Below are 26,161 nucleotides of genomic sequence, written 5' to 3'. Positions count from 1 at the left end.
TGCCGGAAACGTCAGAAGGGAAGGTTGTGTCCATGACTGCCGCCGTGCCGGTCGCCGGCCACAGGTTCATCATCGTGGGCGGAGCGAGCCTCGTGGGCTCCGCCACTGCCGCCGAGCTGCTCGACGCCGGCGCCGCCGAGGTCGTCCTGTTCGACAACTTCTCCATGGGCTCCGATGCCGCCATCGCGCATCTGAAGGACAATCCGCGCCTGCGCCTTGTGCGCGGCGACGTGATGCGCCTGCCTGACCTACTGCGCGCGATGGAAGGCTGCGACGGGGCACTGCTGCTCGCAGCCTACATGACGCTGAACATGAACACCGACCCGTGGGGCGGGCTGGATGTGAACGTCCGTGGCGTACAGAACGCGCTGGAAGCGGCGCGCGCGAACAAGGTGCGCAAGGTTGTCTTTGCGTCGTCCAACGCCGTGTACGGCTACGGCCCCGGCGTGAAGGGCGACCTGGTCGAGGACACACCCTTCCATTCGGTGGGCGCCCCGCCGGCCGCTATCCTGTACGGCGCGACCAAGATCATCGGCGAACAGCTCTGCCGCGACGCCAAGCGCCGCTTCGGGCAGGACTACGTCGTGCTGCGCTACTCCACCGTCTATGGCGAACGCCAGCACTACCGCGCGGCGAACGCGCTCTACATCATCGAGACCTGGGACAAGGTGAAGCGCGGCGAACGCCCGCAGGTCTTCGGCGACGGGTCCGAGACCAAGCACTTCGTCTATGTCGGCGACCTGGCGCGGGCCAATCGCATGGCCTTCGAATCGCCAGCGACGGATGTCGCGGTGAACACCTCGGGGCCGAAGCCGGTCACCACGCTTGAACTGGTGCGCATGGTCACGAAGCTGGCGGGCAGCGACGTCGAACCGGAATTCGTCGGCGACACGCCGGGCAAGGTGCGCCTGACCTCCGGTGGCGCCTTCCGCATCGCGCATGAGGAGGCCTTCGCCGCCATCGGCTGGAAGCCCGAGGTCGACATGGAGGAAGGCCTGGCGCGGCTGATGCGCTGGATCGACGGCAACGAGGCCCGTGCCGCCTGACGCGCCCATGATGGCGCGGGTCGAGGCGATTGCCCGCGCCGCGCCCGACCGCGCCGCCTTCATCCGCGCCGATGGGCCCATGGGCTACGGGGAAGTCGCGCGCCTCGTGCGCGCCTATGCGGCGCAAATCCTGCGTGCCGGGATCGCACCCGGCGATGCGGTCGGCATCACCCTCGCCGATGACTGGACGCATATCGTGTGCTCGCTGGCGCTGATCCGGCTGGGCTGCCGGCAGGTCGGGCTGCCGCGGCGCGATCCGGTGCCGCTGCGCGAGGACCTGGTGCGCCGGGTCGGTGTCGTCGCCATCATCGCCGACGACGCGGCGGATGCGCTGGGCGGCGCGGCACTGATGCGCCCCGACCGCGAGGCCGCCGCGCGCGAGGCGCCCGATAGCCTGCCGCCGATCGGCCATGGCGAGCTGGTCATGGCGACCTCCGGCACCACCGGCCGGCCAAAGCTGATGATCGCGCGCGAACCCATGCTGCTCGACCAGGCGGAGCGCATCGCCGGCTTCGGCTGGGTGTTCGTGCATCGCCCGAGCTTCGACGGCAACCACAGCAAGCGCCTGACCTACCGCAGCCTGGTCACCGGCGGGACCGAGGTGATCGCCGGCGACCTGTCCGCCCGCGACCTCGCTGCGCTGGTCGCGCGCCACGGCGTCACGCGCGTCCATCTGGCACCGAAGGACGTCGCGGCACTGCCCGATGCGCTGGGCAGCGCGCCCTGGCCCGCCGGCACCTCCATTGTCACCACCGGCACCCGCGTGCCGCAGCCGGTGCGGCGCGACGTGCAGGGTCGGCTCGGCAGCGCGCTGCATGTCCTCTATGGCACCACGGAAGCCGGCATCGTCAGCATCGCCGGCCCGCACGACCACGAGGACCATGCGGATTCCGTCGGCCGCATCCTGCCCGGCGTGGACGCACAAGCCCTCGATGACGCCGGCCGCCCGCTGCCCGAGGGCGAGGACGGGCTGCTGCGCTTCCGCACGCCAGCCCTGGTCGCAGGCTACCTCGACGACGCCGAGGCCGATGCGACGTATTTCCGCGACGGCTGGTTCCACCCCGGCGATATTGGCCGGCGCCTGTCCGGCGACGTGCTGCTGGTGGCCGGGCGCGTTGACGACCGCATGACGCTCGGCGTCATCAAGATCTTCCCCGCCGAGATCGAGGCGGTGGCCGAGGGCTTCCTCGGCGTCGTGGAATGCGCCGCATTTCCGCTGGCCTCGGCGGCCCTCGGCGACATTCCCGTGCTGGCGGTGGTCGCGCGCGAGGGCTTCGACGCCGCCGCGCTGCTGGCGCATTGCCGCGCGCGGCTGGGCATGCGCGCGCCGCGCCGCATCGACATCGTGGCGGCCCTGCCGCGCAACGCGCAAGGCAAGGTGCTGCGCCGCGAACTGGCCAGGGCCGCCGGCGCGCCATGACCTCGCGGCCGGCGGCGACGCATGCCATGCTGCCGGAAAGAACCGCATGGAGGACGTCATGACAACGACAAGACGCACGCTGCTCGCCGCTGGCGCCGGCCTTGCCGCGCCCGGCATCGCGCCGGCGCTCGCCCAGGCCAATCGCTGGCCGGAAAAGCCCGTCGAGATCGTCGTCGGCTTCGTCCCCGGCGGCGCCACCGACCTCGATGCGCGTGCGATCGCACCCATGCTGGAACGGCGCATCGGCGGGTCGGTGGTGGTGGTGAACCGCCCCGGCGCCGGCGGCGAGGTCGCGCTTGCGTCCGTCGCGCGCGCGCGGCCGGACGGGCATGTGCTCGGCACGACCAACATGCCTGGGCTGCTCACCATCCCGATCGAGCGCACCGCGCAGTTCAAGCTCGATGACTTCGCGGGCATCGCCAACATGGTCACCGACCCGACCGCGATCACGGTGCATGAGGACAGCCCGTATCGCACGCTGCCCGACCTGATCGCCGCGGCGCGCGCGCGGCCCGAGACGATCACCTACGCCTCGCCGGGTGTGGGCACCGACGACCATCTGCAGCTGGTTCTACTGCAGGCCGCGACGGGCACGCGGTGGGTGCACGTGGTGTTCCAGGGCGACCCGCAGCTGATGGCGGCGGTGCTCGGCAAGCAGGTCGATTCGATGGGGCTCAACCTCGGCCCGGTCTCGGCCAATCGCGACAAGCTGCGGACGCTGGCGATGGCCGGGGCCGCGCGCAGTTCCTTCCGGCCCGACGTCCCGACACTCAAGGAACTGGGCTTCGATGTCGAGATGGCCTCGGAACGCGGCCTGGTCACGCAGGCCGGCGTGCCGCCCGCGGTGCTGGCCAAGCTGCGCGAGGCGATGGCCGATGTGGTGCGCGACCCCGCCTTCGTCGCCGCCTTCCGTGCCCGCTTCACCGAGCCGCGCCCCGAGGAAGGCGAGGCCTGGTTCACCCGCCTGCGCGGTCTGCAGGAAGGCTACCGCACGCTGTACCAGCGCACGCCCTGGTCGCAGCGCTGACGAAGCGCTTGCGCGCCGCCTGACCCCGCGGCCAGGATCGCGCACCGGCGTTCCCGGTCAGCCCTCGCGACGGGTTGAACTGCCGGCGCGGGCGGCACAGCCTGCGCGCATGATCGGATTCGGCGATTCAGTGCGCGCACCCTTCGCCATCATGGCGGCGGTCGAGGCCATTGCCGCGCGCGACCCACGGCATCCGGCGCTTATCCTTCGCGGCGGGGCGATCGGCTATGGCGACCTGGTGCGCCAGGTGCGCGCGCTGGCGGCGCAGTTCGCGCGCGCCGGCCTTGCACCCGGCGACACGGTCGGGATCACGCTGCGCGACGACCTCGCGAACATCCTGTGCGCGCTGGCGCTGCTGCGGCTGGGCTGCCGGCAGGTCGCGCTGCCCGCGCGCGACCCCGCGCCGCTGCGCGAGGCGCTGGTGCGCCGCCTGTCGGTCTCGGCGGTGATCGGCGACGAGACCGCCGATGCGCTGGGCAGCGCCGCGCTGGTCGTGCCGGACATCGAGGCGGCGCGCGCGGCGCCCCTGCACGAGGCACCGCCACCGCCCGGCGTCGGCGCGCTGGTCGTGGGCACCTCCGGTACGACCGGCCAGCCGAAGCTGATGGAAGCCGACGAAGCCATGATTGTCGACCGCGCCGCGCTGCTGCACGCCCATGGCGGCGTGGTCCTGCAGGCGCTCGGCTTCGACGGGAACCACGGCAAGCGCATCACGTTGCGCAGCCTGGTCTGCGGCGGCACCGAGGTGCTGGCCGAAGGCGCACCGCCCGAGGACTTCGTCGCGCTGGCGCAGCGCTTCGGCATCCGCCGCATGCACCTGCAGCCCCAGGCCGCGGCGGCGGTGCTGGCTCAGCGCCGGCGCGGTGGGCCCGCCTGGCCGCCGGCGCTGCGGCTGTTCACCACGGGCACGCGCATCGCGCAGCCCTTCCGGCTTGAACTGCAGGCGGTGCTGGGCGTGGGGCTCCATGTCCAGTACGGCACGACCGAGGCCGGCATGGTCAGCCTGGCCGGGCCGACCGACCACGCGGCGCATCCCGATGCGGTCGGGCGGGTCTTCGACGGCATCGATGTCTCGGTGGTCGACGAGGACGGGCGCGAACTGCCCCCCGGCACGGACGGGCTGCTCGGATTCCGCTCCTCCGGGCTGGTGCCCGGCTATATCGACGACCCGGCGGCGAATGCGCGCTACTTCCCCGCTGGCTGGTTCAGGCCGGGCGATATCGGGCGCATCGATGCGTCGCGCGCCTTGTTCGTGACGGGGCGGCGCGACGACCTGATGACGCTGGGCGTCATCAAGATCTTCCCTGCCGAGATCGAGGCCGTGGCGGAGGGCTTTCCCGGCCTGCGCGACTGCGCGGCCTTCCCGCTACCGAGTCCGGGGCTCGGCGAGATCCCGGTGCTCGCGGTGGTGCCGGAGGCGGGCTTCGACGCGCAGCGGCTGCTCGCGCTGTGCCGCGAACGGCTTGGCGTGCGTGCGCCACGCAAGATCGTCGCGCTCGACGCGCTGCCGCGCAACGCCGCGGGCAAGGTCCTGCGGCGGGAACTCGTGCAACTCAGCGGACTTGCTCCGGATTGAATCGGCGCGCACGAGGGCTGCGGTGCAACATTTCACAATCCAGGGTTGTTTCTCGCGGCACGAATATGCGCTTGCGGTGGCGTGTGCGCATCTTCGCCTTGCCCGGCCGACGCACCGCCGCCAGATTGCGCCGCCACCGGGAGAACGCGATCAGCACCATGCAGCAGCCTTCCACCGCCATCACGCGTGACGCTGCCGCGCTGCGCGCACTGGTCGCCGAGGGTGTCCGGCAGAACCCCGTGGTCTTCGTGTCGGATCCCGTGCTGCTCGCTCGCCTTGCGGACCCGGCGGCGGATTGCAGCTTCGAAGCGCTCGGCTTCGATTCGCTCGCGCGAATGGAACTCTGCATCTGGATCCAACTCGAGGCCGGGCTCGAGGTGACCGAGGCCGAGATGCTCGACCATCCGAGCGTTGCTGCGCTGTCGGCGCACCTCGCCGCACGGGGCTGATGGATGTCCGCGCGGCGCTGGCCGCCTGCGGCAGCACGGCCGAGATCTATCGCGCCCAGATCGACGCCGAGAATTGCCTGGCACCAGCCGAGGTCGAGGCACTCGCGGCCGACCATGCCAGCCTGCCCGAGGCCGCCCAGCCCTGGATCCTGAAACTGGCGGCGACCTGCGCCAGCATCTGCGCGACCACCCAGCCCTATCGCCGGCGTGACCTTGGCGAGAACGCCATGATGTTCGAGGCGCCGGCCCCGTCCGATGCGCCGCGCTGCCTGGTCGTGGCCTTCACCGGCATCGCGCTACGCATGATGCTGCCGGTCGCGGGATTCCTGCAGGCGCTGCCGGCCGAACGCTGCGACGTGCTGGTGCTGCGCGACCCCGACCGCGTCTGTTTCCTGCAGGGCGTGCCGGGCTATGCGGCGGATATCCCCGCGCTTGCGGCCCGCCTGGCGGCGGACCTGCCGATGGCGCGCTACACCCACCGCTGCTGCGTCGGCACCAGTTCGGGCGGGGCGGCGGCGCTGGTGCTTGGACCGCTGATTGGCGCGCGCGTGGCCCTGGCGCTGGGGGGCGGACATCCGCAGGGGCTCGCGCAGCGTGCGCCGCCGGGAACCGACCGCGCCGCCTTCGACGCGCTGCTGGCCGCGCCGCCGCAGCCCACCCGTCGCATCTGCGCCTTCGGCGAAGGGTTTCCGCGCGACGGCGTGCGCGCGCGCCTGCTTGCGATGATGTGCCAGGCCGACCTGCTCGAGGTGCGCGGCGTGGGCGTGCATGGCGTGCTGAGCGGCCTGGCCGCGCGCAAGTCGATGGACCGCTTCCTGTGTGACGTGCTGCTGGGCGATGCGCCGCCGGGCCCAGCCTGGCCGGCCTGACGGCCCTGCGTCAGCGGGCCGGCGCCGTCACCGATAGGCGGGAAAGCGCGTCAGCCGCCCGGGCCGCGCGACCGTTCGGCCGGAACCGCGGCCAGGCTCTCGCGGATGAAGCCGACCAGCGGTTCGACCAGCGCCGAGCGCCCCTCGGCATCGCCGAAGACGCACATCTCGGCGGTGCCGCAGGCCGGCAGGCCGGGCAGGTCCTCGAGCCCCGGTGGCAGGCCCGACCGGCCGAGCACGGTGGCCGCGAAGCCCGCCTGCGCCGCCGCCGCCACGCCGAGCAGCGAGGGCGATGTGTACAGGACCTCGAAGGCGATCCCGGCGCGGGCCAGGGCGGCCAGAGCGCGATCGCGGAACATGCAGCCCTGCGGCAGCATGGCGACCGGCAGGGCGCGGTCCGTGGGCGGCGTCCAGCCGGGGGCGGCGACCCAGATGATGGTCTCGGTGAAGATGGGGCGGCCCTCGGTCTCGCCGTCGCGCCGCTTGCCCAGCACCAGGTCGAGCGCGCCATCGGCCATGGCCGCGCGCAATTCGTGGCTGCGACCCACTTCGACTTCCAGGCGCACATCCGGATAGGTCTGCGCGAAGCGCGCCAGAACGGGGGCCAGGTTGCGCGGGATGAAGTGGTCCGCGACACCCAGGCGCAGGCGGCCGGCCACGGGTGGTGCAACCATGCGGCGCACCGCCTCGTCGTTCAGCGCCAGGATGCGGCGTGCGTATGCGAGCAGCGTCTCGCCCTCGCGCGTCAGCGCCACGCCGCGGCCGCCGCGGTCGAGCACGCGCTTGCCCAGGATCTCCTCGAGCCGCTTCACCTTCAGGCTGATGGCCGATTGCGTCAGGCCGAGCGCATTGCCCGCGGCGGTGAATCCACCGCGCTCGGCGACCGTGACGAAGCCGCGCAACAGGTCGAGGTCGAGGTCGGGGACGCGCATCGCATGAGGAACCATCATGCGCCCGGGCGCGTCAATGACGCGCGCCAATGAAAAGGCCGGATCCCCGTGGGGACCCGGCCCTGTCGCGAGGATCAGATTTCCTCGTCGCCGCCCCAGTCGCCGCCGCCGTCATCGGCGCCCCAGGCGTCCTGCGGCTCGGCCGCGGCGTCCTGGTAGCCGCCACCGGCGGGCGCCGCGTCGTCGGCACCCCAGCCGCCGGCCGCGCCCGGGTCGCTCACCGGGGCGGCATCCGCGCCGAGGCCCGCGGCCTGCGCCGCGCCGCCGCCGAGCGCACCCATCAGCATGTTGCCCAGCAGCATGCCGCCCGCGACACCCGCCGCGGCCGCCGCCGCCGTGCCCAGGAAGCCCATGCCGCCGCGCGACTGCTGCTGCAGCGCCTGCGGGTTGTACCCAGGCGGAAACTGCGGCTGCGGGCGGGGCGGCATGGCGGGCGGCATCGGCGCGTTGGAACGCCCGCCGAACAGCCCGCCGAACATGCCACCGCCGCCGGCCTGGGCGGCCTGCGCCTGGCCCTGGCGGCGGGCGTTCTCGACTTCCCATTCCAGCTGCTGGATGCGGTTGGTCGCCTCGATCAGCGCCGCTTCCTGCACGAAGGCGGATTGGGTGATGCGGTAGCGCGCCTCGGGCAGGCGGGCGAACAGGTCGTTGATCAGCCGGTCTGCCTCCGGGTCGACCGGCGGCAGGGTCGGCACGCGCGCCGGGCCGGTGGCGCCCCAGGGGCCGCTCGGCGCCTGCGCGATCGGCGCGGCGCCGCTCATCCGCTCCACGAAGGCGGTGATGATCCGCCGTTCCTCGTCCGTCATTCGCTTCATCCTCTCCCGACATGTCCGGGGCGCCGCCTGTTGTCGGCCCGCTGTCCCGTCGCGGCGCGAAATGGCCCGCGGGTGGGCCGGTTTCAAGGCGGCGGCGTGTTACGGTCCGACGTGCCCGGGCAGCCCCAGCCGCCGCCATTCGATCACCGGGCACCGGTCCATCACCACCATCAGCCCCGCCGCGCGGGCGCGCGCCGCCGCCGCCTGGTCGATCACGCCGAGCTGCAGCCAGACCGAGCGCGCACGCAGGCGGATCGCCTCGTCCACCACCGCGCCGGCCTCGGCGCTACGGCGGAAGATGTCCACCATGTCGAGCGGCGCGGCGTCGTCGAGCGACGCGACCGCCGCGATGCCTTGGATTGGCCGGCCCGCCAGCGCCGGGTTCACCGGCACCGCGTCGTAGCCGCGCGCGCGCAGGAAGGCGAAGACGCCGTGGCTCGGCCGGTCTGGCCGGTCGGAGGCGCCGACCACGGCGATCCGGCGGGTGGTCAGCAGCAGGTCGCGGATGGCGGCGTCGTCCAACGCCATCAGAATTCCTCCAGCAGCCGTCCGCAGCCTTCCACCTTGTCCATGATCCCGTTCGCCCGCAGCGCGTGCCAGTAGGTGGCGGTATTGATGGCGATGACCGGCTTGCCGAGCCAGAGTTCCGCCATCGCCGCGAGCCTCACCATCGACAGGTTGGTGCCGACCTGGATGATCGCATCCACGTCGTCGCCGTCGATCTTCTTGATCGCATCGACGCATTGGCGCGGCGTGATCTGCGCGATGCCGGTCCAGGACCGCGCCTGCAGCGCGATGTCGCGCACCACGGTGAATCCCATGTCCCCGAAATACCGCGCGACCTCGGTATTCATCGCCGGCCAGTATGGCGAGAGCACCGCGAGCCGCTTCACCCCGCCATGCGCATTCAGCGCCGCCGTGCAGGAATGGCTGCCGACCGAGATGTCGAGCCCCGACACCTCCTTCACCTGCGTGATGAAGCGATCCGCCCCGCGCGCGCCGTCGAAGAAGGTCACCGCCGACATGCCCATGACCAGGTAGTCGGGGTTGCAGGTCATGACGGACCGTACGGCGTCGAGCGTATTGGCGCCGATCAGCTCCGCACCGGCGCGGAAGGTCTCGTTCGACACGGCATCGGCATTGGGCGTGTAGATGCGGCTGTAGTGGTTGGTCACGCCGGCCGGGCGCATCATGTCGAAATCCGGCTGCACGACCGTGTTGGTCGATGGGCCCATCACCCCGAACAGCTTCCGCCAGCCCAGCACGTCCCTGACCATCGCCGCGTCTCCTGCCTAAGTCGCGCCGGAAGCCTGCCACAGGCGCGCGGGCGCGCCAGCCCTTGCCGGCACGCGCCATGCGGCCGGCATGCGCGATGCGGCCGGCATGCGCGATGCTAGAGCACGCCAGCGCTGGCTCCGCTCGCCTGGGCTCGCGGCTTCGCCTGTAGCCTTTTGGTTTCGCGAGCACCTTCACCCGAGCGGACGATTTCATCCGGTCGGGATGTGCTCTAGGCATGGGCTGCACAGCCCCCGGACGGAGCCTGCCATGACCCCCACGCGACGTACCCTGCTGGCAGCGGCACCCCTGCTGGCCGCACCGGCCGCGCTGCGCGCGCAGGGCACCTGGCCCGACCGGCCGGTGCGCTGGGTCAATCCCGGGCCGGCCGGCGGGGCGGGGGACGTGTTGTCGCGCCTGGTGGGGGACCGTGTCTCGGCGCGCATCGGCCAGCCGGTGGTGGTCGAGAACCGGCCCGGCGCGGGCACGAATATCGGCATGACGGCGGTCGCGCGCGCCGCGCCCGACGGCTACACGCTGGGCCTGGCGTCGATCGCTTCCCACGCGGCGAACAAGTGGCTCTATGCCAACATGCCCTTCGATGCGCAGCGCGATTTCGCCGCCATCGGGCTGATCGCGCTGGTGCCCAACATCGTGGTGGTGCCGCCCTCCATCCCGCCGCGGGACCTGCAGGGCTTCATCGCCTGGGCCAAGGGGCTGGGGCGGCCGCTGAACTTCGGGTCGGTGGGCATCGGGTCCTCGCAGCACCTGGCGGCAGCGCAGTTCGGCCAGATCACCGGCATCGAGATCATCCACGCGCCCTACAACCAGGCCGGGCAGATGAACACCGACCTGATCGAGGGGCGACTCGACGTGCTGTTCCAGTCGATCTCGGCGGTCAGCGGCATGGCGCAGGCCGGGCGGATGCGCCCGATCGCGGTGAGCGGGCCCGAGCGCGTGCCCGCCTTCCCGGAGCTGCCGACCATGCGCGAACAGGGCGTGGACGTGACGACCACCGGCTGGTTCGGCCTGGCCACGCCGGCCGGGGTGCCCGAACCCATCCTGGCGCGGCTGGATGAAGCGCTTGCGGCTGCGCTGGCCGAGCCCGAACTCCAGGCGCGCATCGTGGCTGGCGGATCCTTGCCGCGCGTGATGCGCCGCGCGGAATTCGCGCAATGGATGGCAAGCGAGAGCGAGCGCGTCGGCGCCATCGTGCGCGCGACGGGCGCGCGGGTGGATTGATCAGCTCGCCATCGCGCGCCGCAGCGCGAGGCCGACGGGCACCATCCCGGGGATCACCTCGCGCGTGAACAGCGCGAGCGTATCGAGGAAGCGCCGCAGGCCGGCGGGCTCCGGCGGCGGCGCGCCGAGGCACGCGATCAGCGCCGGCGCTTCGTCCTCGGCGGCCGCGACGGCGGCATCGCGCGTCCGCGCCAGAGCGCCATCCGCGAACAGCGGCGCGAGCGCGTCGGGCAGGGCGCCCAGCACCGCTGGCCAATGCGCGAGGTGCAGATACAGGCTCGGCATCACCGCCGGATCGGACAGCCCATGGCGCGCAGCCAGCGCACGAGCCGCATCCGCCAGCGCCGGCGGCAGCGCGTCGAGGCGCGGCAGCGGCGGCGGGGCGGGCAGCGGGGCACCGATCGGCGCCGGAGCGGCCGCGCGGCCCGGCGCCAGGCCGCCCGCGCGCAGACGCACCGCGGTCAGCACAGCAAGGTTGGTGAGGTTGCCGCGATTGTAGGTCTCGACCAGCGCGGCCACGCCGGGCGGCGCGTGCAGCGGCGGCAACGCGGGCAGCGCGAGCGCCGCGGCGATGCGGTCCCGCCCGCCTGCCGCCGCACCCGAAGCGAGCGCCGGGCGCGCCTGCGCCCAGAGCCAGTCGAGCACGCCCGGCAGCGCGGCCGCATGGCGCCAGATCAGGTTGACCTGCGGCACGCCGGTCGCGTCGCGCAGGGCGGCATAGGTCGCCGCGACGACGGGCGGCGCTTCCGATTCGCGCAGTTCGGGCAGGCTCACCGCGGTGCGGTCCAGGCCGCTTCCAGCTCGGCGCGCGTCAGCAGGTCGGCGTATTTCTGGCCCATGTCGAACAGGTTCGCCTCGTGTGGGCCGATCGCGCGGTCGCCGACGCAATCCGTCACGCAGATGGTGCGGAAGTTCGACTGCAGCGCATCCACCACGGTGGCGCGCACGCAGCCCGATGTGGTGCAGCCCGCCACCGCGACCGTGTCGACACGCCGGAAGGCCAGCCAGCCGGCCAAGTTGGTGTCGAAGAAGGCGGATGCGCCCTGCTTGCGGATGATGAGTTCGCCTGGCGCCGCTGCCAGTTCGGGCACGATCTGCGACAGCGGTGAGGTCTCGGTCAGCTTGCGCAGGGATGGCGCCTTCAGGGTGAAGACGCCGGCATCCGACCCGTCCTCGGCATAGACCACGCGGGTATGCGCGACCGGCCAGCCGTGCCGGCGCGCAAACGCCAGCAGGCGCACCGTCTGTTCGATCGCGGGGGCGATGTTGCCGCCGCCGAAGTGATCGGGATCGGCGAAGCCCACCACGAAATCGACGATGACGAGGGCAGGCGCCTGGCCGAGGCCGGCACGGTTGCCCATGCCCTGGCGGTGGTAGATGTCGGCCTCGGGGTGTCCGCTCATTTCTTTCCTTTGTCCCTCAAACGCCGGGCGCCGGCATCCGCCGGCTTGGCTTCGCGCCACGCGCTGGTGCGCTGGCGGCGACTGGCGGGTTGGGCGCGGTCGCGCTTTGCGCTCCCGGATCGCGCCTGCGCGTAATCCGAAACGCGGCGCGGCGCTGCCGTTTGGCAGGTGCTGTTGCCGATGGCTTGGTGCGCGCCGCGTGCGGGGGCCGTCACGCCACCTGCTCCAGGTCGCGCAGCGACTGGATCATCGAACTGCGCAGCAGGAAGGCGCGGTGCTTCGCGGGGTCCGCGGCGGTGGCGCGCAAGTCGTCGTGGTAGGTGGCGCGCACCTGCGGGTCGCGCTGGTTCAGGATCTGGCGGTTGCGCAGCGTGGTCGCCTGCACCGTCTCGAGCGCCACCTTGCGGCGCTGGCGCCCATAGCGGTCGAGCAGCGACGCATCCGCGCCGCGCCAGACCTCGCTGAGCTTCTCGGCCAGGTTGAAGGCGTCGTGCACGCCCCCATTCATGCCCATGCCGCCGAGCGGGTTGTTGATGTGCGCGGCGTCGCCCACCAGGAAGCAGCGGCCGCGGCCGTAGGTCTCGGCGACACGTTCATGCACGCGATAGGCGGTGCGGTGGCGCAGCTCGTAGCCCGCGGGGTTGGGCACCACCGCCTGCAGCCGTTGCTCGATGCGCGCCGGGTCCATCATGCGCGCCTCGGGCTCCGACGGGTCGGTCGGGAACAGCACGCGCCACAGGGATGCGGTGCGCAGCAGCACGAACCATTCCTCGGGATCGGAGATGTAGGCGATGTTGGTCAGGTCATCGATCGCGTCGTGGAAGGCGAAGGTCGTGGACAGCGTCAGGAAGATCTCGGGGATGGTCTCTCCCTCGAAGCCGATGCCGAGCGACTTGCGCACGGCGGAAGACGCGCCATCCGCCCCCACCAGCCAGCGCCCGCGCACCGGTTCGCGCGACCCGTCAGGACGCTCGATCGTGAGCGTCACGCCATCGGCGTCCTGCGCGACGTCGACCGCCTTCGCGTCGTAGATGAAGGTGGCGTCGGGGTTGGTCGCGAGCCGGTCGCGCAGCATGCGCGTCAGGCGCCACTGCTCGCATTGGAGGCGGTAGGGATGGCCCGTGTCGTCCTTCAGGTAGCCCAGGTCGAAGGTGGCGATCACGCTGGTCGCGCGGTCGCGGAACTGCCAGGTCGGGCACACCAGCCCCTGGTCGATCATCGCCTGCACCACGCCGAAGCGTTCCAGCATGTCGAGCGTGGGCGGATGGAAGGTCGATGCGCGCAAGTCGTCGGGGAGGTCGCGCGCCTGTTCGACGATGGTGACGGGGATGCCCTGGTCGGCCAGCACGGCGGCGGCGACCAGGCCCGAGGGCCCGGCACCGGCGATAAGAACGCGGTTGTTCATCATGGCCGCATTGCAGCGCGCAGCGGGCGCGGCGGCAAGGCGGCTTGATCGTGGCGGCAGCGGCGGCATCTATCGGGCATGGCCTTCACTCTGTTCGACCGTACACCCCGCGTCGCGCTCATCCGGCTGACCGGCCTCATTGCCGCGCGCCCTGACCCCTTCTCGGGCGGGCTCAGCGCCGCCGGGACCGGGCCGCTGTTCGACCGCGCCTTCGCCATCAAGCGCCTGGCGGCGGTGATCCTGGTGGTGAATTCGCCCGGCGGGTCGCCGGTGCAGTCATCATTGATCGCGGGGCAGATCCGGCGCCTTGCGGAGCGCAAGAAGGTGCCGGTCATCGCGGTGGCCGAGGATGCGGCGGCCTCCGGCGGCTACTGGATCGCCTGCGCGGCGGATGAGATCGTGGCGGATGCGGCATCGATCCTGGGCTCGATCGGCGTGATCAGCGCCGGCTTCGGCTTCGACCGGGCGATGGCGCGGCTGGGCGTGGAGCGGCGGCTGCGCACGGCGGGGGCAGAGAAGTCGTTCCTCGACCCGTTCCGGCCCGAACGCGCGGAGGATGCGGCGCGGCTGGACGACCTGCTCGGCAAGCTGCACGAGGAATTCAAGGGCTGGGTGCGCGCACGGCGCGGCGCGAGGTTCACCGCGCCGGAGGAGACGCTGTTCAGCGGCCGCTTCTGGACGGGGCGCGAGGCGGTGGCGCTCGGGCTCGCCGATTCGCTCGGCGACGCGGAGGGTGAGGCAAAGCGCCGCTTCGGGGAGAAGGCGCGGATCATCCGCCTCGGAGCGCGGCGCCGGCCCTTTCCGTGGCGGCTGCTTCCCGGCGCGCGCGAGGGTGTCGATGCGATCGCCGCCGCGGCGGAGGAACGCGCGGCCTGGGCGCGGCTGGGCCTATAGCCCGGCCACGCCCGGCCCCATCGTGGCGAACAGCCGCGCCAGCATCCGCGTGCGCGGCACCAGGCAGCGCAGTTCGATGTATTCCTCGCGCGTATGCGGACCGCCGCCGATCACGCCGAGGCCATCCAGCGTCGGCACGCCGAGCGCGCCGGTGAAGTTGCCATCCGACCCGCCGCCGGCGACGCGTTCGCCCGCCGAGGGCAGGCCGCACTCCGCGGCAAGCGCCGCCGCGTGGTCATACAGCGCCTGGATCGCCGGCGACTTCACGAAAGGCGGGCGGCCGAGGCCGGGGGTGATCTCCGTCCGCACATCGGCGTCGTGCTGTGGCAAGGCGTGGATGGCGGCGCGCAGTTCGGCGTCCTCGACCGCCGTGGGCACCAGCGCGTAGCAGATCGCGCTGCATTCGGCGGGAACCATGTTCTCATGCGTGCCGCCGTGGATGATGCCGATGTTCACATAGAAGTTGCGGGGATGATCGGTCAGCGCTTCCAGCGCCAGGATGTGATGTGCCATCTCGCGCACCGCGGAGCGGCCCGCGGCGTGGTAGGCGCCGGCATGGGCGGGCCGGCCGATCGTGCGAATGTGCCAGCGCGCGATGCCATGGCGTGCGACGGTGAACCGGCCGCCGTCGCCCGAAGGTTCCACCACCAGGACCGCGCGGTGGCGCAGCGCCTCTGCCTCGATCGCCGCGCGCGAGGAGGGGCTGCCGACTTCCTCGTCCGGAATCATCATGACGCTGACCGGCAGGCGCGGGCGGCGGCCGGTCGCGTGCAGGTGCTGCAGCGCCGCGACCGCCATCGCGTTGCCGCCCTTCATGTCGTAGATGCCCGGGCCATAGGCGCGGTCGTCCTCGCGCCGGAAACCGAAGGACCCGCGCTGGTGCACCGTGTCCATGTGGCCGAGCAGCAGCAGGCCGGGGCCATTCACCTCGCCCGGCACGCGGCCGATGAGGATGTCGCCGAAGCCGTCGCGGCCGGGGGTGCGTTCGATGGTGGCGCCGAAGGAACGCAGCAAGGCTTCCGCGTGATCGGCGACGCGGTTGACGCCGGCGGCGTCGTTGGTGGGGCTTTCGATCTCGACCCAGGCGCGCACGGCATCGAGCAGCGCGTCGGTGGTCAACTCACGCATCGGCGGCGACCTGCGCGATCCAGTCGGCCAGGTTGTAGTGCATGGTAACGCGCGCGATCCGTCCGTCGCGGATGGCATAGAAGGCGCCAGCGGGCAGGGCGTAGCGCTGGCCGCGCGCCTCCGGCAGGCCCGCGTCGGTCGCGATGTATTCGCCATGCACGGTGAATTCCGCCGCGGCGCGCGTGCCGGTGGCGTCGGCCATCACCACGATATCCGCCAGGTGTTCGCGGTAGCAGCGGTCCATGCGCGCCATGAAGCCGGCAAAGGCATCGCGGCCGACCTCGCGCCCGCCCTGGTTGACGTCATGCGCCACGTCCTCGGCCAGCAGGGACAGCATGGCCGGGCGGTCGCCGCGGTTGAAGGCATCGAGGTAGGCGCGGATCAGGGCGGCGGCGGTGTCCAAGGCGGTTTCCTTGCCCGATGGGGGTCTGCCGCCTATACGTGCCGCGCAAATCCGCGCAGCACCACCCCGGACCGCCCATGCCGCAGAAGCCCCCGAGCTTCCAGGACATCATCCTGCGCCTGCACCGCTTCTGGTCGGAGCGCGGCTGCGTCATCCTCCAGCCCTACGACATGGAGGTGGGCGCGGGCACCTTCCATCCTGCGACCACGCTGCGCGCACTCGGCCCCAAGCCGTGGAAGGCGGCCTATGTGCAGCCTTCGCGCCGGCCCTCGGATGGCCGCTATGGCGAAAACCCGAACCGGCTGCAGCACTACTACCAGTACCAGGTGATCCTGAAGCCCTCGCCGCCCGACCCGCAGGCGCTGCTGATCGAAAGCTACCGCGCGCTGGGCATCGACCCCGGCCTGCACGACATCCGCTTCGTCGAGGATGACTGGGAAAGCCCGACGCTGGGGGCGTGGGGCCTCGGCTGGGAAGTGTGGTGTGACGGGATGGAGGTGACGCAGTTCACCTATTTCCAGCAGGTCGGCGGTATCGCCTGCGAGAAGCCGAGCGCCGAACTGACCTACGGGCTCGAGCGCCTGGCGATGTACATCCAGGGCGTGGAGAACGTCTACGACCTGGCCTTCAACGACGACGGCGTGAAATACGGCGAGGTCTTCCTGCGCGCCGAGAAGGAATACAGCGCGCACAACTTCGAACACGCCGACGTTGCCATGCTGTTCCGCCACTTCGAGGATGCGGAGCGTGAATGCGCCGCGCTGCTGGAACAGAAGCTGGCGCTGCCGGCCTATGACCAGTGCATCAAGGCATCGCACCGCTTCAACCTGCTGGATGCCCGTGGCGCCATCAGCGTGACGGAGCGGCAAGCGTATATCGGCCGGGTGCGCGACCTGGCGAAGGGCTGCTGCGAGGCGTGGCTGGCCGGCGAGGCCGCGTGACCTTGCGCTGGGGTCGAATTCTACCATATGACGGCAGCGTTCTACCATGAGGCTGCCATGGGCCAGTTGAACATCAAGGACGACGTGGTGATCGCCGAGGCGAAGGAGCTGGCGTTGCTGCTCGGCACCTCCGCCACCGGTGCTGTTCGCGAGGCGGTGCATGAACGCCTGGCGCGGGAGAAGGCGGCGCGCGATGAGCGCAAGCAACGCATGTTCGAGGAGATCATGGCGATCGCCGAGCGGTCCTCGAAGCTGTTTCCGCCCGGCACGACGAGCGACCACAGTGACCTCTACGACGAGAATGGCCTGCCCCGTTGATACTGGACACCTCTGCCCTGATGGCCATCCTTCAGAAGGAGGCCGAGGCTCCGGCCTTCGGCGAGGCGGCGGCGAAGGCTGAGACCATCGCCATCGCGGCGCCGACCCTCGTCGAGCTCGGCATCGTCGCGGAGGGACTTGCCGGCGAGGTCGTACGCCCGCGCATCGATCAGCTTCTTGAGTCGATGCGTGTCGAGATCGTGCCGTTCACCGCTGAACACGCCGCGCTCGCGCGCGACGCCTGGCGCCGCTACGGCAAGGGGCGGCACCCGGCGGGGTTGAACCTCGGCGACTGCTTCGCCTATGCGCTGGCGGTCGCGCGCGACGAACCCCTGTTGTTCAAGGGCGATGACTTCGCCCGCACCGATGTGAAGGCGGCGATCTAGTGCCTGAACTGCTGATCGAACTGTTCTGCGAGGAAATCCCGGCGCGCATGCAGGCGCGCGCTGCGGAGGATTTTTCGCGGGTGTTCGGCGAACGCTGCGCCGCGTTGGTCGAGGCGCCGCCGCTGACCTTCCATGGGCCGCGGCGGATCGGGCTATCGGCACTGTTGCGCGCGTCAGTCGATAGGCCCGGCAAGGAGGAACGCGGCCCGCGCGTGGGCGCACCCGATTCGGCACTGGAGGGCTTCCTGCGCAAGCACGGCGCGGCGCGCGAGGCGCTGGTGCAGGACGGCGCCTTCTGGGTGCTGCGCAAGCCCGGCGAGACGGTCGAGGCGCGCGCGCTGGTCGCGGCTGCGCTGCCGGCCATGATCCGCGGCTTTCCCTGGCCGAAGTCGATGCGCTGGGGCGGAACGTCGTCCATGACCTGGGTGCGGCCGCTCAAGCGCGTGGTCTGCGTGCTCGACGGGGCGGTGGTGCCGTTCGACCTGCGCGCCGGCGACGATGACGGCCATGGCCTGGTGTCGGGCAACGAGACCGAGGGCCACCGCGTGATGGCGCCGGGCGCCTTCGCCGTGCGCGGGCTGACCGACTACCAGGAGGGGCTGCGCGAACGCCGCGTGGTGCTGGATGCGGCCGAGCGTGCGCGGCTGATCCGCGAGGGGATTACTGAGCTGGCGTGGGCGGAGGGGCTGGTCATGGTTCCCGACGATGCCTTGGTGGCCGAGGTCGCGGGCTTGGTCGAATGGCCCATCCCGCTTCTCGGCAGCATTGATGCCGACTTCATGGATTTGCCGGTCGAGGTCATGCGGACCACCATGCGCGTGAACCAACGCTATTTCGCGCTGCGCTACGCTGATGGTTCCCCGATTTCCTCTCCTGAACCCGACCCCGTTCGCGGCAGCGCCGCGCCGCGCTTCGCTCTGGTCGCGAACATCGCCGCACCCGATGGCGGCGCGGCGATCGTGGCGGGCAATGAGCGCGTCCTGCGTGCGCGGCTGTCGGATGCGCGGTTCTTCTGGGACCTCGACCGCAAGCAGTCACTGGAATCCTTCCTGCCGAAGCTGGACAGCGTGGTGTTCCACGCGAAGCTCGGGACGCAGGGGCAGCGCGTGGCGCGGCTGGAACGGCTGGCGCGGGTGATCGCGGGGCGGCTCTGGCCGGATGACGCGGCCGTGGCCGACGACGCGGCGCGGGCGGCGAAGTTGGCGAAGGCGGATCTGGCCTCCGGAATGGTGGGCGAGTTCCCGGAATTGCAGGGCGTGATGGGGCGTTACTACGCGCTGGCGCAGGGCGAGGCGCCGCGGGTGGCGGAGGCGATCGGCGCGCATTACCGGCCGGCGGGGCCTGGCGATGACGTGCCGGGCGAGCCGGTGGCGATCGCGGTGGCGCTGGCGGACAAGATCGACCAGTTGGCCGGGTTCTTCGGCGTCGGCGAGAGGCCGACCGGCAGCGGCGATCCCTTCGCGCTACGCCGGGCCGCGCTCGGCATCATCCGCATCCTGCGCGAGAACGGCCTGCGGCTCGGCCTGCATGGTGTGCTCGAGCAGGCACTGGCGGGTTACGTCGAACAGTGGCGCGGATCGCCTTGGCTGGCCGGTGAACCGAAGCAGGTTGCGCCGCTGCTCCATAGCGCTGCCATCCGGCAGGAACTGCTGGACGGCGCTGCCCGCCTGGAAGGCGAGGGGCTCTCGCCGCAGGAGCGCGTCCTGGTGCGCCTGATGGACTTCGCGAGCGTCACGGACCTGCGTGAGCGCGGCGTGGCGATCTATCTGGTGCCCCAGACCGGGGCCGCGGGGGAACTCACGCGCATCTTCCGCACGACCGACGCGGTCGTGCTTCCCGAAGCGGCCGTGCTCGCGCGCGACCTGCTGGATTTCATCGCGGACCGCCTGCGCGTCCAGCTCCGCGCCGAGGGCACCCGCCACGACGTCGTGACCGCCGTGCTCGGCGCCACCCCGGACGACGACCTCAATCGCCTGCTTCGCCGTGCCGATTCCGTGCGCGCCTTCGTGGAATCCGACGCCGGCGCCAATCTGCTCGCCGCCTACAAGCGGGCCGCCAACATCCTCCGCATCGAGGAAAAGCGCGACGGCCATGCCTTCGACACCGGCTACGAGCACCACCTGCTCAAGGCCGAAGCCGAACAGGCGCTCGCCGCCGCCCTCGAAGCCGCCGCGGCGCGCATCGACCTCGACCTCTCGGCCGAGGACTTCGAACGCGCCATGGACGCGATGGCCACGCTCCGCGCCCCTGTTGACGCTTTCTTTGACAAGGTCATCGTGAATGACCCGGCGCCGGAACTCCGCCGCAATCGCCTGAAACTACTCGCCCGGCTCCGCGTCACCATGGACGCGGTCGCCGATTTCTCGAAGATCGAAGCCTGAGCGGGAGCACCCGATGACGCAGTGGGTCTACAGTTTCGGTGCCGGCCACAACGAAGGCCGCGCGGAGATGCGCAACCTGCTCGGCGGCAAGGGGGCGAACCTGGCCGAGATGGCCTCCATCGGCCTGCCCGTGCCGCCCGGCTTCACCATCACGACCGAGGTCTGCACCGCCTACTACGCGAACGGCGAACGCTACCCGGATGACCTCGACGGTCAGGTCCGTGCCGGCCTGGCGCGCATCGAGGCCGCGGTGGGCAACACCTTCGGCGACCACCACAAGCCACTGCTGGTCTCGGTGCGCTCCGGCGCTCGGGTCTCCATGCCGGGCATGATGGACACGGTGCTGAACCTCGGCCTGAACGACGCAACGGTGGAGGGCCTGGTCACGGCCTCGGGCGATGCGCGCTTCGCCTGGGACAGTTACCGCCGCTTCATCCAGATGTACGGTTCGGTCGTGCTCGGCGTCGATCATCACCGCTTCGAGGAAATCATCGAGCACATCAAGCTCGACACCGGCAAGAACGAGGACACAGAACTCTCCGCCGCCGAATGGCACCGCGTGGTGCATGGCTACAAGGAAATGGTCGCGGAAGTCACCGGCAAGCCCTTCCCGCAGGACCCCTGGGAACAGCTCTGGGGCGCCATCACCGCCGTGTTCGGCTCCTGGCAGAACCAGCGCGCCGTCACCTATCGCCGGCTGAACGACATCCCGGCCGAATGGGGCACGGCGGTGAACGTGCAGGCGATGGTGTTCGGCAACATGGGCGAGGATTGCGCCACCGGCGTCTGCTTTACGCGCGATCCCAGCACGGGCGAGAACATCTTCTACGGCGAATACCTGATCAATGCGCAGGGCGAGGACGTCGTCGCCGGCATCCGCACCCCGCAGCCCATGGCGCAGCTTAAGGCCAAGCCGGACGAACGCAGCATGGAAGTCGCCATGCCCGCCGCCTATGCCGAGCTGGTGAAGGTGCGCGCCACACTCGAACGCCACTACCGCGACATGCAGGACATCGAGTTCACGGTGCAGAGCAACAAGCTCTATATGCTGCAGACCCGCAACGGGAAGCGCACCGCGGCCGCCAGCCTCAAGATCGCCGTCGACATGGCGCGCGAAGGCCTGATCGACCACACCGAGGCGGTGAAGCGCGTAAACCCGGCCGCCCTCGACCAGCTGCTGCATCCCACGCTCGACCCCAAGGCGCCGCGCAAGGTGCTGGCCAAGGGCCTGCCGGCCTCGCCGGGTGCGGCCTCCGGCATCGTGGTGTTCTCCGCGGATGAGGCGGAGGCGCGTGCGCAGAAGGGCGAATCCGTCATCCTGGTGCGCATCGAGACGAGCCCCGAGGACATCCACGGCATGCATGCCGCCAAGGGCATCCTGACCACGCGCGGCGGCATGACCAGCCATGCGGCCGTGGTCGCGCGCGGCATGGGCCGGCCCTGCGTGGCCGGCTGCGGCGGCGTGTCGGTGGACTACAACAACCAGGTGCTGTCGTCGGGCGGCATCCAGGTGCGCGGCGGCGAATTGCTGACCATCGACGGCGGCACCGGCGAGGTCTTCGTCGGCCCCGTCGCCATGATCGAACCGCAGCTGTCGGGCGATTTCGCGACCCTGATGGAGTGGGCCGACCAGATGCGCCGCATGAAGGTGCGCGCCAATGCCGAGACGCCGCTCGATGCCGAGACAGCGCGCAAGTTCGGCGCCGAGGGTATCGGCCTGTGCCGCACCGAGCACATGTTCTTCGACCCTGCGCGCATCGGCGCCGTGCGTCAGATGATCCTGGCCGAGACGGAACAGGGCCGCCGCGCCGCACTCGCGCGCCTGCTGCCCTTCCAGCGACAGGACTTCATCGACCTGTTCGGCATCATGGCCGGGCTGCCGGTGACCATCCGCCTGCTCGACCCGCCGCTGCACGAATTCCTGCCGCACACCGAATTCGAGATCGCCGAGGTCGCGACCTCACTCGGCGCGAACGTGGACGACATGCGCCGGCGTGCGCAGGACCTGTCGGAAGCGAACCCGATGCTGGGCCATCGCGGCTGCCGGCTGGGCATTTCCTACCCCGAAATCTACGAGATGCAGGCTCGCGCGATCTTCGAGGCCGCCTGCGCCATCGGCCGCGACACCCACAAGCCGCCGCATCCCGAGATCATGATCCCGCTGGTCGCCACGCGCCGCGAACTCGAGATTACGCGCGCGCAGATCGATCGCGTCGCGCAGGAGGTCTTCGCCGAGATCGGCTACCACGTGGACTACAGCGTCGGCACCATGATCGAATTGCCGCGCGCCTGCCTCACCGCCGATGCCATTGCGGAATCCGCCGACTTCTTCTCCTTCGGCACCAACGACCTGACGCAGACCACCTTCGGCCTGTCGCGCGACGATGCCGGCAAGTTCCTGCCGCTCTACATCGAGAAGGGCATCTTCCCGAAGGACCCCTTCGTGTCGATCGACCCCGACGGCGTGGGTGCGCTGGTGCGCATCGCGGCCGAGAAGGGCCGCGGCGTGAAGGCCGACATCAAGCTCGGCATCTGCGGCGAGCACGGTGGTGATCCGTCGTCGATCACATTCTGCGAGAGCGTGGGTCTCGACTACGTGTCTTGCTCGCCCTACCGCGTGCCGGTGGCGCGCCTGGCGGCGGCGCAGGCAGCGCTTGCGGCCGGCGGGGGTGTCGACCGCACCGCCTGACGCGGCACGACGTGGCTGGCGGGGGCTACTGGCCCGCCGGCTGCAGCAGCGACAGCTGCCGGTCGGAATTGGCCTGCCAGTCGGTCAGCGGGATCGCGTAGTCCCCGGTGAAGCAGGCGTCGCAGAAATGCGGCGCAGCCGGGTCGCGCGCCTGCTGGCCGAGCGCGCGGTACAGCCCATCGAGCGAGATGAAGGCCAGGGAGTCCACGCCGATGATGCGCGCCATCTCCGTGAGGTCGTGCTTGGCCGCCATCAGTTCCGACCGCTCGGGCGTATCGATGCCGTAGTAGCAGGAATGCGTGGTGGGCGGCGACGAGATGCGCATGTGCACCTCCTTCGCCCCTGCCTGGCGGACCATCTCGACGATCTTGCGCGACGTGGTGCCGCGCACGATCGAATCATCCACCAGGATGACGCGCTTGCCTTCCAGGATCGGCTTGTTCGCCGAATGCTTCAGCTTCACGCCCAGATGGCGGATCTGGTCGGTGGGTTCGATGAAGGTACGGCCCACATAGTGGTTGCGGATGATGCCCAGTTCGAACGGGATGCCCGCTTCCATCGCGTAGCCCATGGCCGCCGGCACGCCGGAATCGGGCACCGGCACGACCACGTCGGCCGCCACGCCGGATTCGCGCGCCAGCTCGGCGCCGATGCGCTTGCGGGTGTCGTAGACGGGCGTGCCCTCCATCACGGAATCGGGCCGCGCGAAATAGATGTATTCGAAGATGCAGAAGCGCCCGGGCTGGCGCCCGAAGGGCTTCACCGACCGCACGCCCTCGTCGTTGATGATCACGACCTCGCCGGCCTCGATGTCGCGCACGAATTCGGCGCTCACGATGTCGAGCGCGCAGGTCTCGCTCGCCAGCACCCAGCCGCCATTGGCCAGCCGCCCCAGCACCAGCGGGCGCACGCCCAGCGGATCCCGCGCGCCGATCAGGGCGCCGTTGTGCAGCGCGACCAGGCTGTAGGCGCCCTGCACCTGCTTCAGCGCGTCGATCAGCCGGTCGAGCACAGTAGAATACAGGCTGATCGCGATCAGGTGGATGAACACCTCGGAATCCGTGGTGCTCTGGAACAGGCAGCCGCGGCGCACCAGGGCCCGCTTGAGCACATGCGAATTGGTCAGGTTGCCGTTATGCGCCACTGCGAAGCCGCCGAATTCGAAGTCGGCATACAGCGGCTGCACGTTGCGCAGCGCCGTCTCCCCGGTGGTGGCGTAGCGGTTGTGGCCCACGGCCGCACCGCCGCGCAGGGATGCGATGACCTTCGCCTCGCCGAAATTGTCGCCGACCAGCCCCAGGCCCTTATGCGCGTGGAACAGCCCCTTCTCGTCCAGCGTGACGATGCCGGCGGCTTCCTGCCCGCGATGCTGCAATGCATGCAGGCCGAGCGCCGTCAGCGCGGCGGCATCCCCCCCGTTCCACACGCCGAAGACTCCACATTCCTCATGCGGCTTGTCGTCATCGAGGTCGAAGGGGGCGGTCATGCTGGACCTCAATTGCGGCTGCGGGCGGGGGGACGTAGCAGCTCATCCACGGTGGGTCCGCCCGGGCCCGGCGGGGCAACCAGGCGGGGGCGATAGGCTTCGGGCACGCGTTCGACGACCTGGCGCGCGCCCTCCGCGACGAAGGGCAGGCTGCGGGCGTCCTTGACCGCCTGCGGCCAGGTAGCGGTCTCGGGCGCGAACAACCCAGCCATGATATAGGCAACCACGGCCAGCACCGCACCCCTTGCCGCGCCGAACAGCAGCCCGAGCACGCGATCGAGACCGCCCAGCGACGAATCCTGCACGCGGTCTGCGATCGCGTTGGTCAGCAGCTTGAGCAGCACCAGCACGACCAGGAAAACCGCCCCCGCGCCGACCGCATCGGCGATCCATTCGGTGTCGATCCAGCGGCTGGTATAGGGCAACAGGTACGGCCGCGCGAGGAAGGCGGCGGCCGCGGCCCCCACCCAGGCGCCCAGGCTCAGCACTTCCCGCACCAAACCGCGGAAATAGGCGACGGCGGCCGAAATCACGACCACGCCCGCCAGGACACCGTCTACCCAGGTCATGCCTGCCCTATAGCGGGGCCGTGGCGGGTCGTCACGGGGCCGGGCGGGCGCGCTTGACGGTCTTCTCCGCGAGGACCGCAACGACATCCGCCAGGTGACCGACCTCGGCCAGGACCATGCCTTCTGGCGGTGCGGGCGCCTTGCCGCCGCGCGCCACGCGCCGGGGCAGCGTGGCCTGGCCGAAGCCAAGCTTGGCGGCCTCGCGCAGGCGGGTTTCGGCCTGCGCAACCTGGCGGACCTCGCCCGACAGCCCGACCTCGCCGAAATAGACGCGCTCGGGGTCGGTCGGCCGGTCGGTCGCGGCCGAGACCAACGCCGCCGCCACCGCCAAATCCGCCGCCGGTTCGTTGATCCGCAGCCCGCCCGCGATGTTCAGGTACACGTCGTTCTGCCCCAGGCTCATCCCGCAGCGCGATTCCAGCACCGCCAGCAGCATCGACAGGCGCCCCGAATCCCACCCCACGACCTGCCGGCGCGGCGATCCGCCCGAACTGGGCGAGAGCAACGCCTGGATCTCGACCAGTACGGGCCGCGTGCCCTCGATGCCCGCGAAGACCGCGCTGCCCGCCACATTGCCGCGCCGTTCCGCCAGGAACAGTGCGGAAGGGTTGGCGACTTCCATCAGCCCGGTGCCGGTCATCTCGAAGACGCCGATCTCGTCGGTGGCGCCGAAGCGGTTCTTCACCGCGCGCAGGATGCGGAACTGGTGGCCGCGATCGCCTTCGAAATACAGAGTGGCATCGACCATGTGTTCCAGCACGCGGGGCCCGGCCAGCGTGCCTTCCTTGGTCACGTGCCCCACCAGCACGATGGCGAAGCCGCGCGCCTTGGCCAGGCGGATCAGCTCGGCGGCGCAGGCGCGCACCTGCGCCACCGTGCCCGGCGCGGAATCGAGCGCGTCCAGCCACACGGTCTGGATCGAATCGATCACCACCAGCGCGGCGTCGGTCTCGCCTTCCAGGCTCGCGACGATGTCGCGCAGCGCGGTGGCGGCGGCCAGCGCCATCGGGCTTTCGGTCAGGCCGAGCCGGCCGGCGCGCAGGCGGACCTGCTCGACCGCCTCCTCGCCGCTCACGTACAGCACGCGCCGTCCGGCGGCGGCCACCCGCGCGGCCGCCTGCAGCAGGATGGTGGATTTTCCGATGCCCGGATCCCCGCCGACCAGCACGGCCGAGGCCGCGACCAGACCGCCGCCCAGTACTCGGTCGAGTTCCGCGATGCCGGTCGGGATGCGCGGCGGCGGTGCCGAACTGCCCTTCAGCCCGACGAATTCCACTCGACGCCCGCCGCCCGCCTTGGCCGCGGGGCCGGGGCCGCGCGGGGCAGGAGCTTCCTCGGCCAGCGTGTTCCATTCGCCGCAGGCCTCGCAGCGGCCCTGCCATTTGGGGTGCGCCGCCCCGCAGGACTGGCAGACGAATCGGGTCTTGTCCTTGGCCATGACCTTCCAGGACCCGCCGGGGCGCCCCCCGTCAATCCTTTGTTGAGGCCG

Annotated in this window: 26 protein-coding genes; 13 read left to right on the top strand and 13 right to left on the bottom strand. The window is 71.0% G+C overall.

Annotation, left to right across the window (positions count from 1 at the left end; all coding sequences use genetic code 11):
- Positions 1-32 precede the first annotated feature (32 nt).
- The 4 genes from MWM08_RS19285 (at position 33) to MWM08_RS19270 (ending at position 5,069) form a co-directional block, all read left to right on the top strand.
- Complete coding sequence (locus tag MWM08_RS19285; protein WP_244408139.1) at positions 33-1,046, top strand: NAD-dependent epimerase/dehydratase family protein; 1,014 nt, start codon at positions 33-35, stop codon at positions 1,044-1,046.
- Positions 1,047-1,053: 7 nt separating this feature from the next.
- A complete protein-coding gene (locus MWM08_RS19280; RefSeq protein ID WP_244408138.1) occupies positions 1,054-2,466 on the top strand; it encodes a class I adenylate-forming enzyme family protein in 1,413 nt (470 codons plus the stop codon).
- Between the two features lie 58 nt (positions 2,467-2,524).
- A complete protein-coding gene (locus MWM08_RS19275; RefSeq protein WP_244408137.1) occupies positions 2,525-3,493 on the top strand; it encodes a tripartite tricarboxylate transporter substrate binding protein in 969 nt (322 codons plus the stop codon).
- Between the two features lie 109 nt (positions 3,494-3,602).
- On the top strand, positions 3,603-5,069 hold the full coding sequence (locus MWM08_RS19270; protein ID WP_244408136.1) for a class I adenylate-forming enzyme family protein: 1,467 nt from the start codon (positions 3,603-3,605) through the stop codon (positions 5,067-5,069).
- Here MWM08_RS19270 and MWM08_RS19265 read toward each other — a convergent pair.
- A complete protein-coding gene (locus tag MWM08_RS19265; protein ID WP_244408135.1) occupies positions 5,047-5,229 on the bottom strand; it encodes a hypothetical protein in 183 nt (60 codons plus the stop codon). The genes MWM08_RS19270 and MWM08_RS19265 overlap by 23 nt on opposite strands.
- On the opposite strand from MWM08_RS19265, the gene MWM08_RS19260 reads away from it, so the two are divergent.
- Both MWM08_RS19260 and MWM08_RS19255 read left to right on the top strand, forming a co-directional pair.
- Positions 5,228-5,518, top strand: a complete 291-nt coding sequence (locus MWM08_RS19260) for an acyl carrier protein (RefSeq protein WP_244408134.1) — start codon at positions 5,228-5,230, stop codon at positions 5,516-5,518. The two genes, MWM08_RS19265 and MWM08_RS19260, sit on opposite strands and share 2 nt — an antisense overlap.
- Positions 5,518-6,387, top strand: coding sequence for a hypothetical protein (locus MWM08_RS19255; RefSeq protein WP_244408133.1), 870 nt, complete (start codon positions 5,518-5,520; stop codon positions 6,385-6,387). Before MWM08_RS19260 ends, MWM08_RS19255 begins: the two co-directional genes overlap by 1 nt.
- A 50-nt stretch (positions 6,388-6,437) precedes the next feature.
- Here the strand turns inward: MWM08_RS19255 and MWM08_RS19250 are convergent, their stop codons facing one another.
- From MWM08_RS19250 to MWM08_RS19235, 4 genes are all read right to left on the bottom strand, one after another.
- A complete protein-coding gene (locus MWM08_RS19250) occupies positions 6,438-7,319 on the bottom strand; it encodes a LysR family transcriptional regulator (protein ID WP_244408132.1) in 882 nt (293 codons plus the stop codon).
- A gap of 92 nt (positions 7,320-7,411) precedes the next feature.
- The gene (locus tag MWM08_RS19245) at positions 7,412-8,143 is read right to left on the bottom strand and encodes a DUF2076 domain-containing protein (RefSeq protein ID WP_244408131.1); all 732 of its coding nucleotides are present in this window, start codon (positions 8,141-8,143) and stop codon (positions 7,412-7,414) included.
- Between the two features lie 108 nt (positions 8,144-8,251).
- Entirely contained in the window at positions 8,252-8,680 is a 429-nt protein-coding gene (locus MWM08_RS19240; RefSeq protein WP_244408130.1) for a CoA-binding protein, read from the bottom strand.
- A complete protein-coding gene (locus MWM08_RS19235) occupies positions 8,680-9,429 on the bottom strand; it encodes a maleate cis-trans isomerase family protein (RefSeq protein WP_244408129.1) in 750 nt (249 codons plus the stop codon). Before MWM08_RS19235 ends, MWM08_RS19240 begins: the two co-directional genes overlap by 1 nt.
- A 268-nt stretch (positions 9,430-9,697) precedes the next feature.
- Here MWM08_RS19235 and MWM08_RS19230 point away from each other — a divergent pair, with 268 nt between their 5' ends.
- The gene (locus MWM08_RS19230) at positions 9,698-10,669 is read left to right on the top strand and encodes a Bug family tripartite tricarboxylate transporter substrate binding protein (protein ID WP_244408128.1); all 972 of its coding nucleotides are present in this window, start codon (positions 9,698-9,700) and stop codon (positions 10,667-10,669) included.
- Here MWM08_RS19230 and MWM08_RS19225 read toward each other — a convergent pair whose 3' ends face one another.
- The 3 genes from MWM08_RS19225 to MWM08_RS19215 all read right to left on the bottom strand — a co-directional run bounded on the left by MWM08_RS19225 (position 10,670) and on the right by MWM08_RS19215 (position 13,480).
- A complete protein-coding gene (locus MWM08_RS19225; protein WP_244408127.1) occupies positions 10,670-11,443 on the bottom strand; it encodes a hypothetical protein in 774 nt (257 codons plus the stop codon). It lies immediately after the preceding gene.
- Positions 11,440-12,072, bottom strand: a complete 633-nt coding sequence (locus MWM08_RS19220; RefSeq protein WP_423815988.1) for an isochorismatase family protein — start codon at positions 12,070-12,072, stop codon at positions 11,440-11,442. Before MWM08_RS19220 ends, MWM08_RS19225 begins: the two co-directional genes overlap by 4 nt.
- A 211-nt stretch (positions 12,073-12,283) precedes the next feature.
- Complete coding sequence (locus MWM08_RS19215) at positions 12,284-13,480, bottom strand: FAD-dependent oxidoreductase (RefSeq protein ID WP_244408126.1); 1,197 nt, start codon at positions 13,478-13,480, stop codon at positions 12,284-12,286.
- A 75-nt stretch (positions 13,481-13,555) separates the two neighbouring features.
- Here MWM08_RS19215 and MWM08_RS19210 point away from each other — a divergent pair, with 75 nt between their 5' ends.
- On the top strand, positions 13,556-14,371 hold the full coding sequence (locus MWM08_RS19210; protein ID WP_244408125.1) for a S49 family peptidase: 816 nt from the start codon (positions 13,556-13,558) through the stop codon (positions 14,369-14,371).
- Here the strand turns inward: MWM08_RS19210 and MWM08_RS19205 are convergent.
- Positions 14,366-15,499, bottom strand: coding sequence for a M20 family metallopeptidase (locus tag MWM08_RS19205; RefSeq protein ID WP_244408124.1), 1,134 nt, complete (start codon positions 15,497-15,499; stop codon positions 14,366-14,368). The genes MWM08_RS19210 and MWM08_RS19205 overlap by 6 nt on opposite strands.
- Entirely contained in the window at positions 15,492-15,902 is a 411-nt protein-coding gene (locus tag MWM08_RS19200) for a ketosteroid isomerase-related protein (protein ID WP_244408123.1), read from the bottom strand. Before MWM08_RS19200 ends, MWM08_RS19205 begins: the two co-directional genes overlap by 8 nt.
- A 77-nt stretch (positions 15,903-15,979) precedes the next feature.
- Between MWM08_RS19200 and MWM08_RS19195 the strand changes: the two genes are divergently transcribed.
- The 5 genes from MWM08_RS19195 to ppdK are packed head-to-tail and all read left to right on the top strand — an operon-like array spanning position 15,980 to position 22,617.
- Positions 15,980-16,843, top strand: a complete 864-nt coding sequence (locus MWM08_RS19195; RefSeq protein ID WP_244408122.1) for a glycine--tRNA ligase subunit alpha — start codon at positions 15,980-15,982, stop codon at positions 16,841-16,843.
- A gap of 27 nt (positions 16,844-16,870) precedes the next feature.
- The gene (locus MWM08_RS19190; RefSeq protein WP_244408121.1) at positions 16,871-17,161 is read left to right on the top strand and encodes a type II toxin-antitoxin system VapB family antitoxin; all 291 of its coding nucleotides are present in this window, start codon (positions 16,871-16,873) and stop codon (positions 17,159-17,161) included.
- Positions 17,158-17,547 carry a type II toxin-antitoxin system VapC family toxin gene (locus tag MWM08_RS19185; RefSeq protein ID WP_255751357.1) on the top strand — a complete coding sequence of 130 codons (390 nt, stop codon included), beginning with the start codon at positions 17,158-17,160 and terminating at the stop codon, positions 17,545-17,547. The genes MWM08_RS19190 and MWM08_RS19185 overlap by 4 nt, the downstream gene beginning before the upstream one ends.
- On the top strand, positions 17,547-19,928 hold the full coding sequence (glyS, locus tag MWM08_RS19180; RefSeq protein ID WP_244408119.1) for a glycine--tRNA ligase subunit beta: 2,382 nt from the start codon (positions 17,547-17,549) through the stop codon (positions 19,926-19,928). The genes MWM08_RS19185 and glyS overlap by 1 nt, the downstream gene beginning before the upstream one ends.
- 13 nt (positions 19,929-19,941) lie before the next feature.
- Positions 19,942-22,617 (top strand): pyruvate, phosphate dikinase, encoded by a 2,676-nt coding sequence (gene ppdK / locus MWM08_RS19175; protein WP_244408118.1) that lies wholly within the window; start codon positions 19,942-19,944, stop codon positions 22,615-22,617.
- A 25-nt stretch (positions 22,618-22,642) separates the two neighbouring features.
- Here ppdK and purF read toward each other — a convergent pair whose 3' ends face one another.
- From purF to radA, 3 genes are read right to left on the bottom strand one after another with little or no spacing between them, the layout of a single operon-like run.
- Positions 22,643-24,103: an amidophosphoribosyltransferase gene (gene purF / locus MWM08_RS19170; RefSeq protein WP_244408117.1), complete on the bottom strand. Its 1,461-nt coding sequence runs from the start codon at positions 24,101-24,103 to the stop codon at positions 22,643-22,645.
- A gap of 8 nt (positions 24,104-24,111) precedes the next feature.
- A complete protein-coding gene (locus tag MWM08_RS19165) occupies positions 24,112-24,672 on the bottom strand; it encodes a CvpA family protein (protein WP_244408116.1) in 561 nt (186 codons plus the stop codon).
- A gap of 31 nt (positions 24,673-24,703) precedes the next feature.
- Positions 24,704-26,110: a DNA repair protein RadA gene (gene radA, locus MWM08_RS19160; protein WP_244408115.1), complete on the bottom strand. Its 1,407-nt coding sequence runs from the start codon at positions 26,108-26,110 to the stop codon at positions 24,704-24,706.
- Between the last annotated feature and the right edge of the window lie 51 nt (positions 26,111-26,161).

Source organism: Roseomonas fluvialis (assembly GCF_022846615.1).
Taxonomy (GTDB): Bacteria; Pseudomonadota; Alphaproteobacteria; order Acetobacterales; family Acetobacteraceae; genus Neoroseomonas; species Neoroseomonas fluvialis.
Note: the sequence above shows the minus strand (reverse complement) of the source record. Positions and strands in the feature narration are given on the sequence as shown.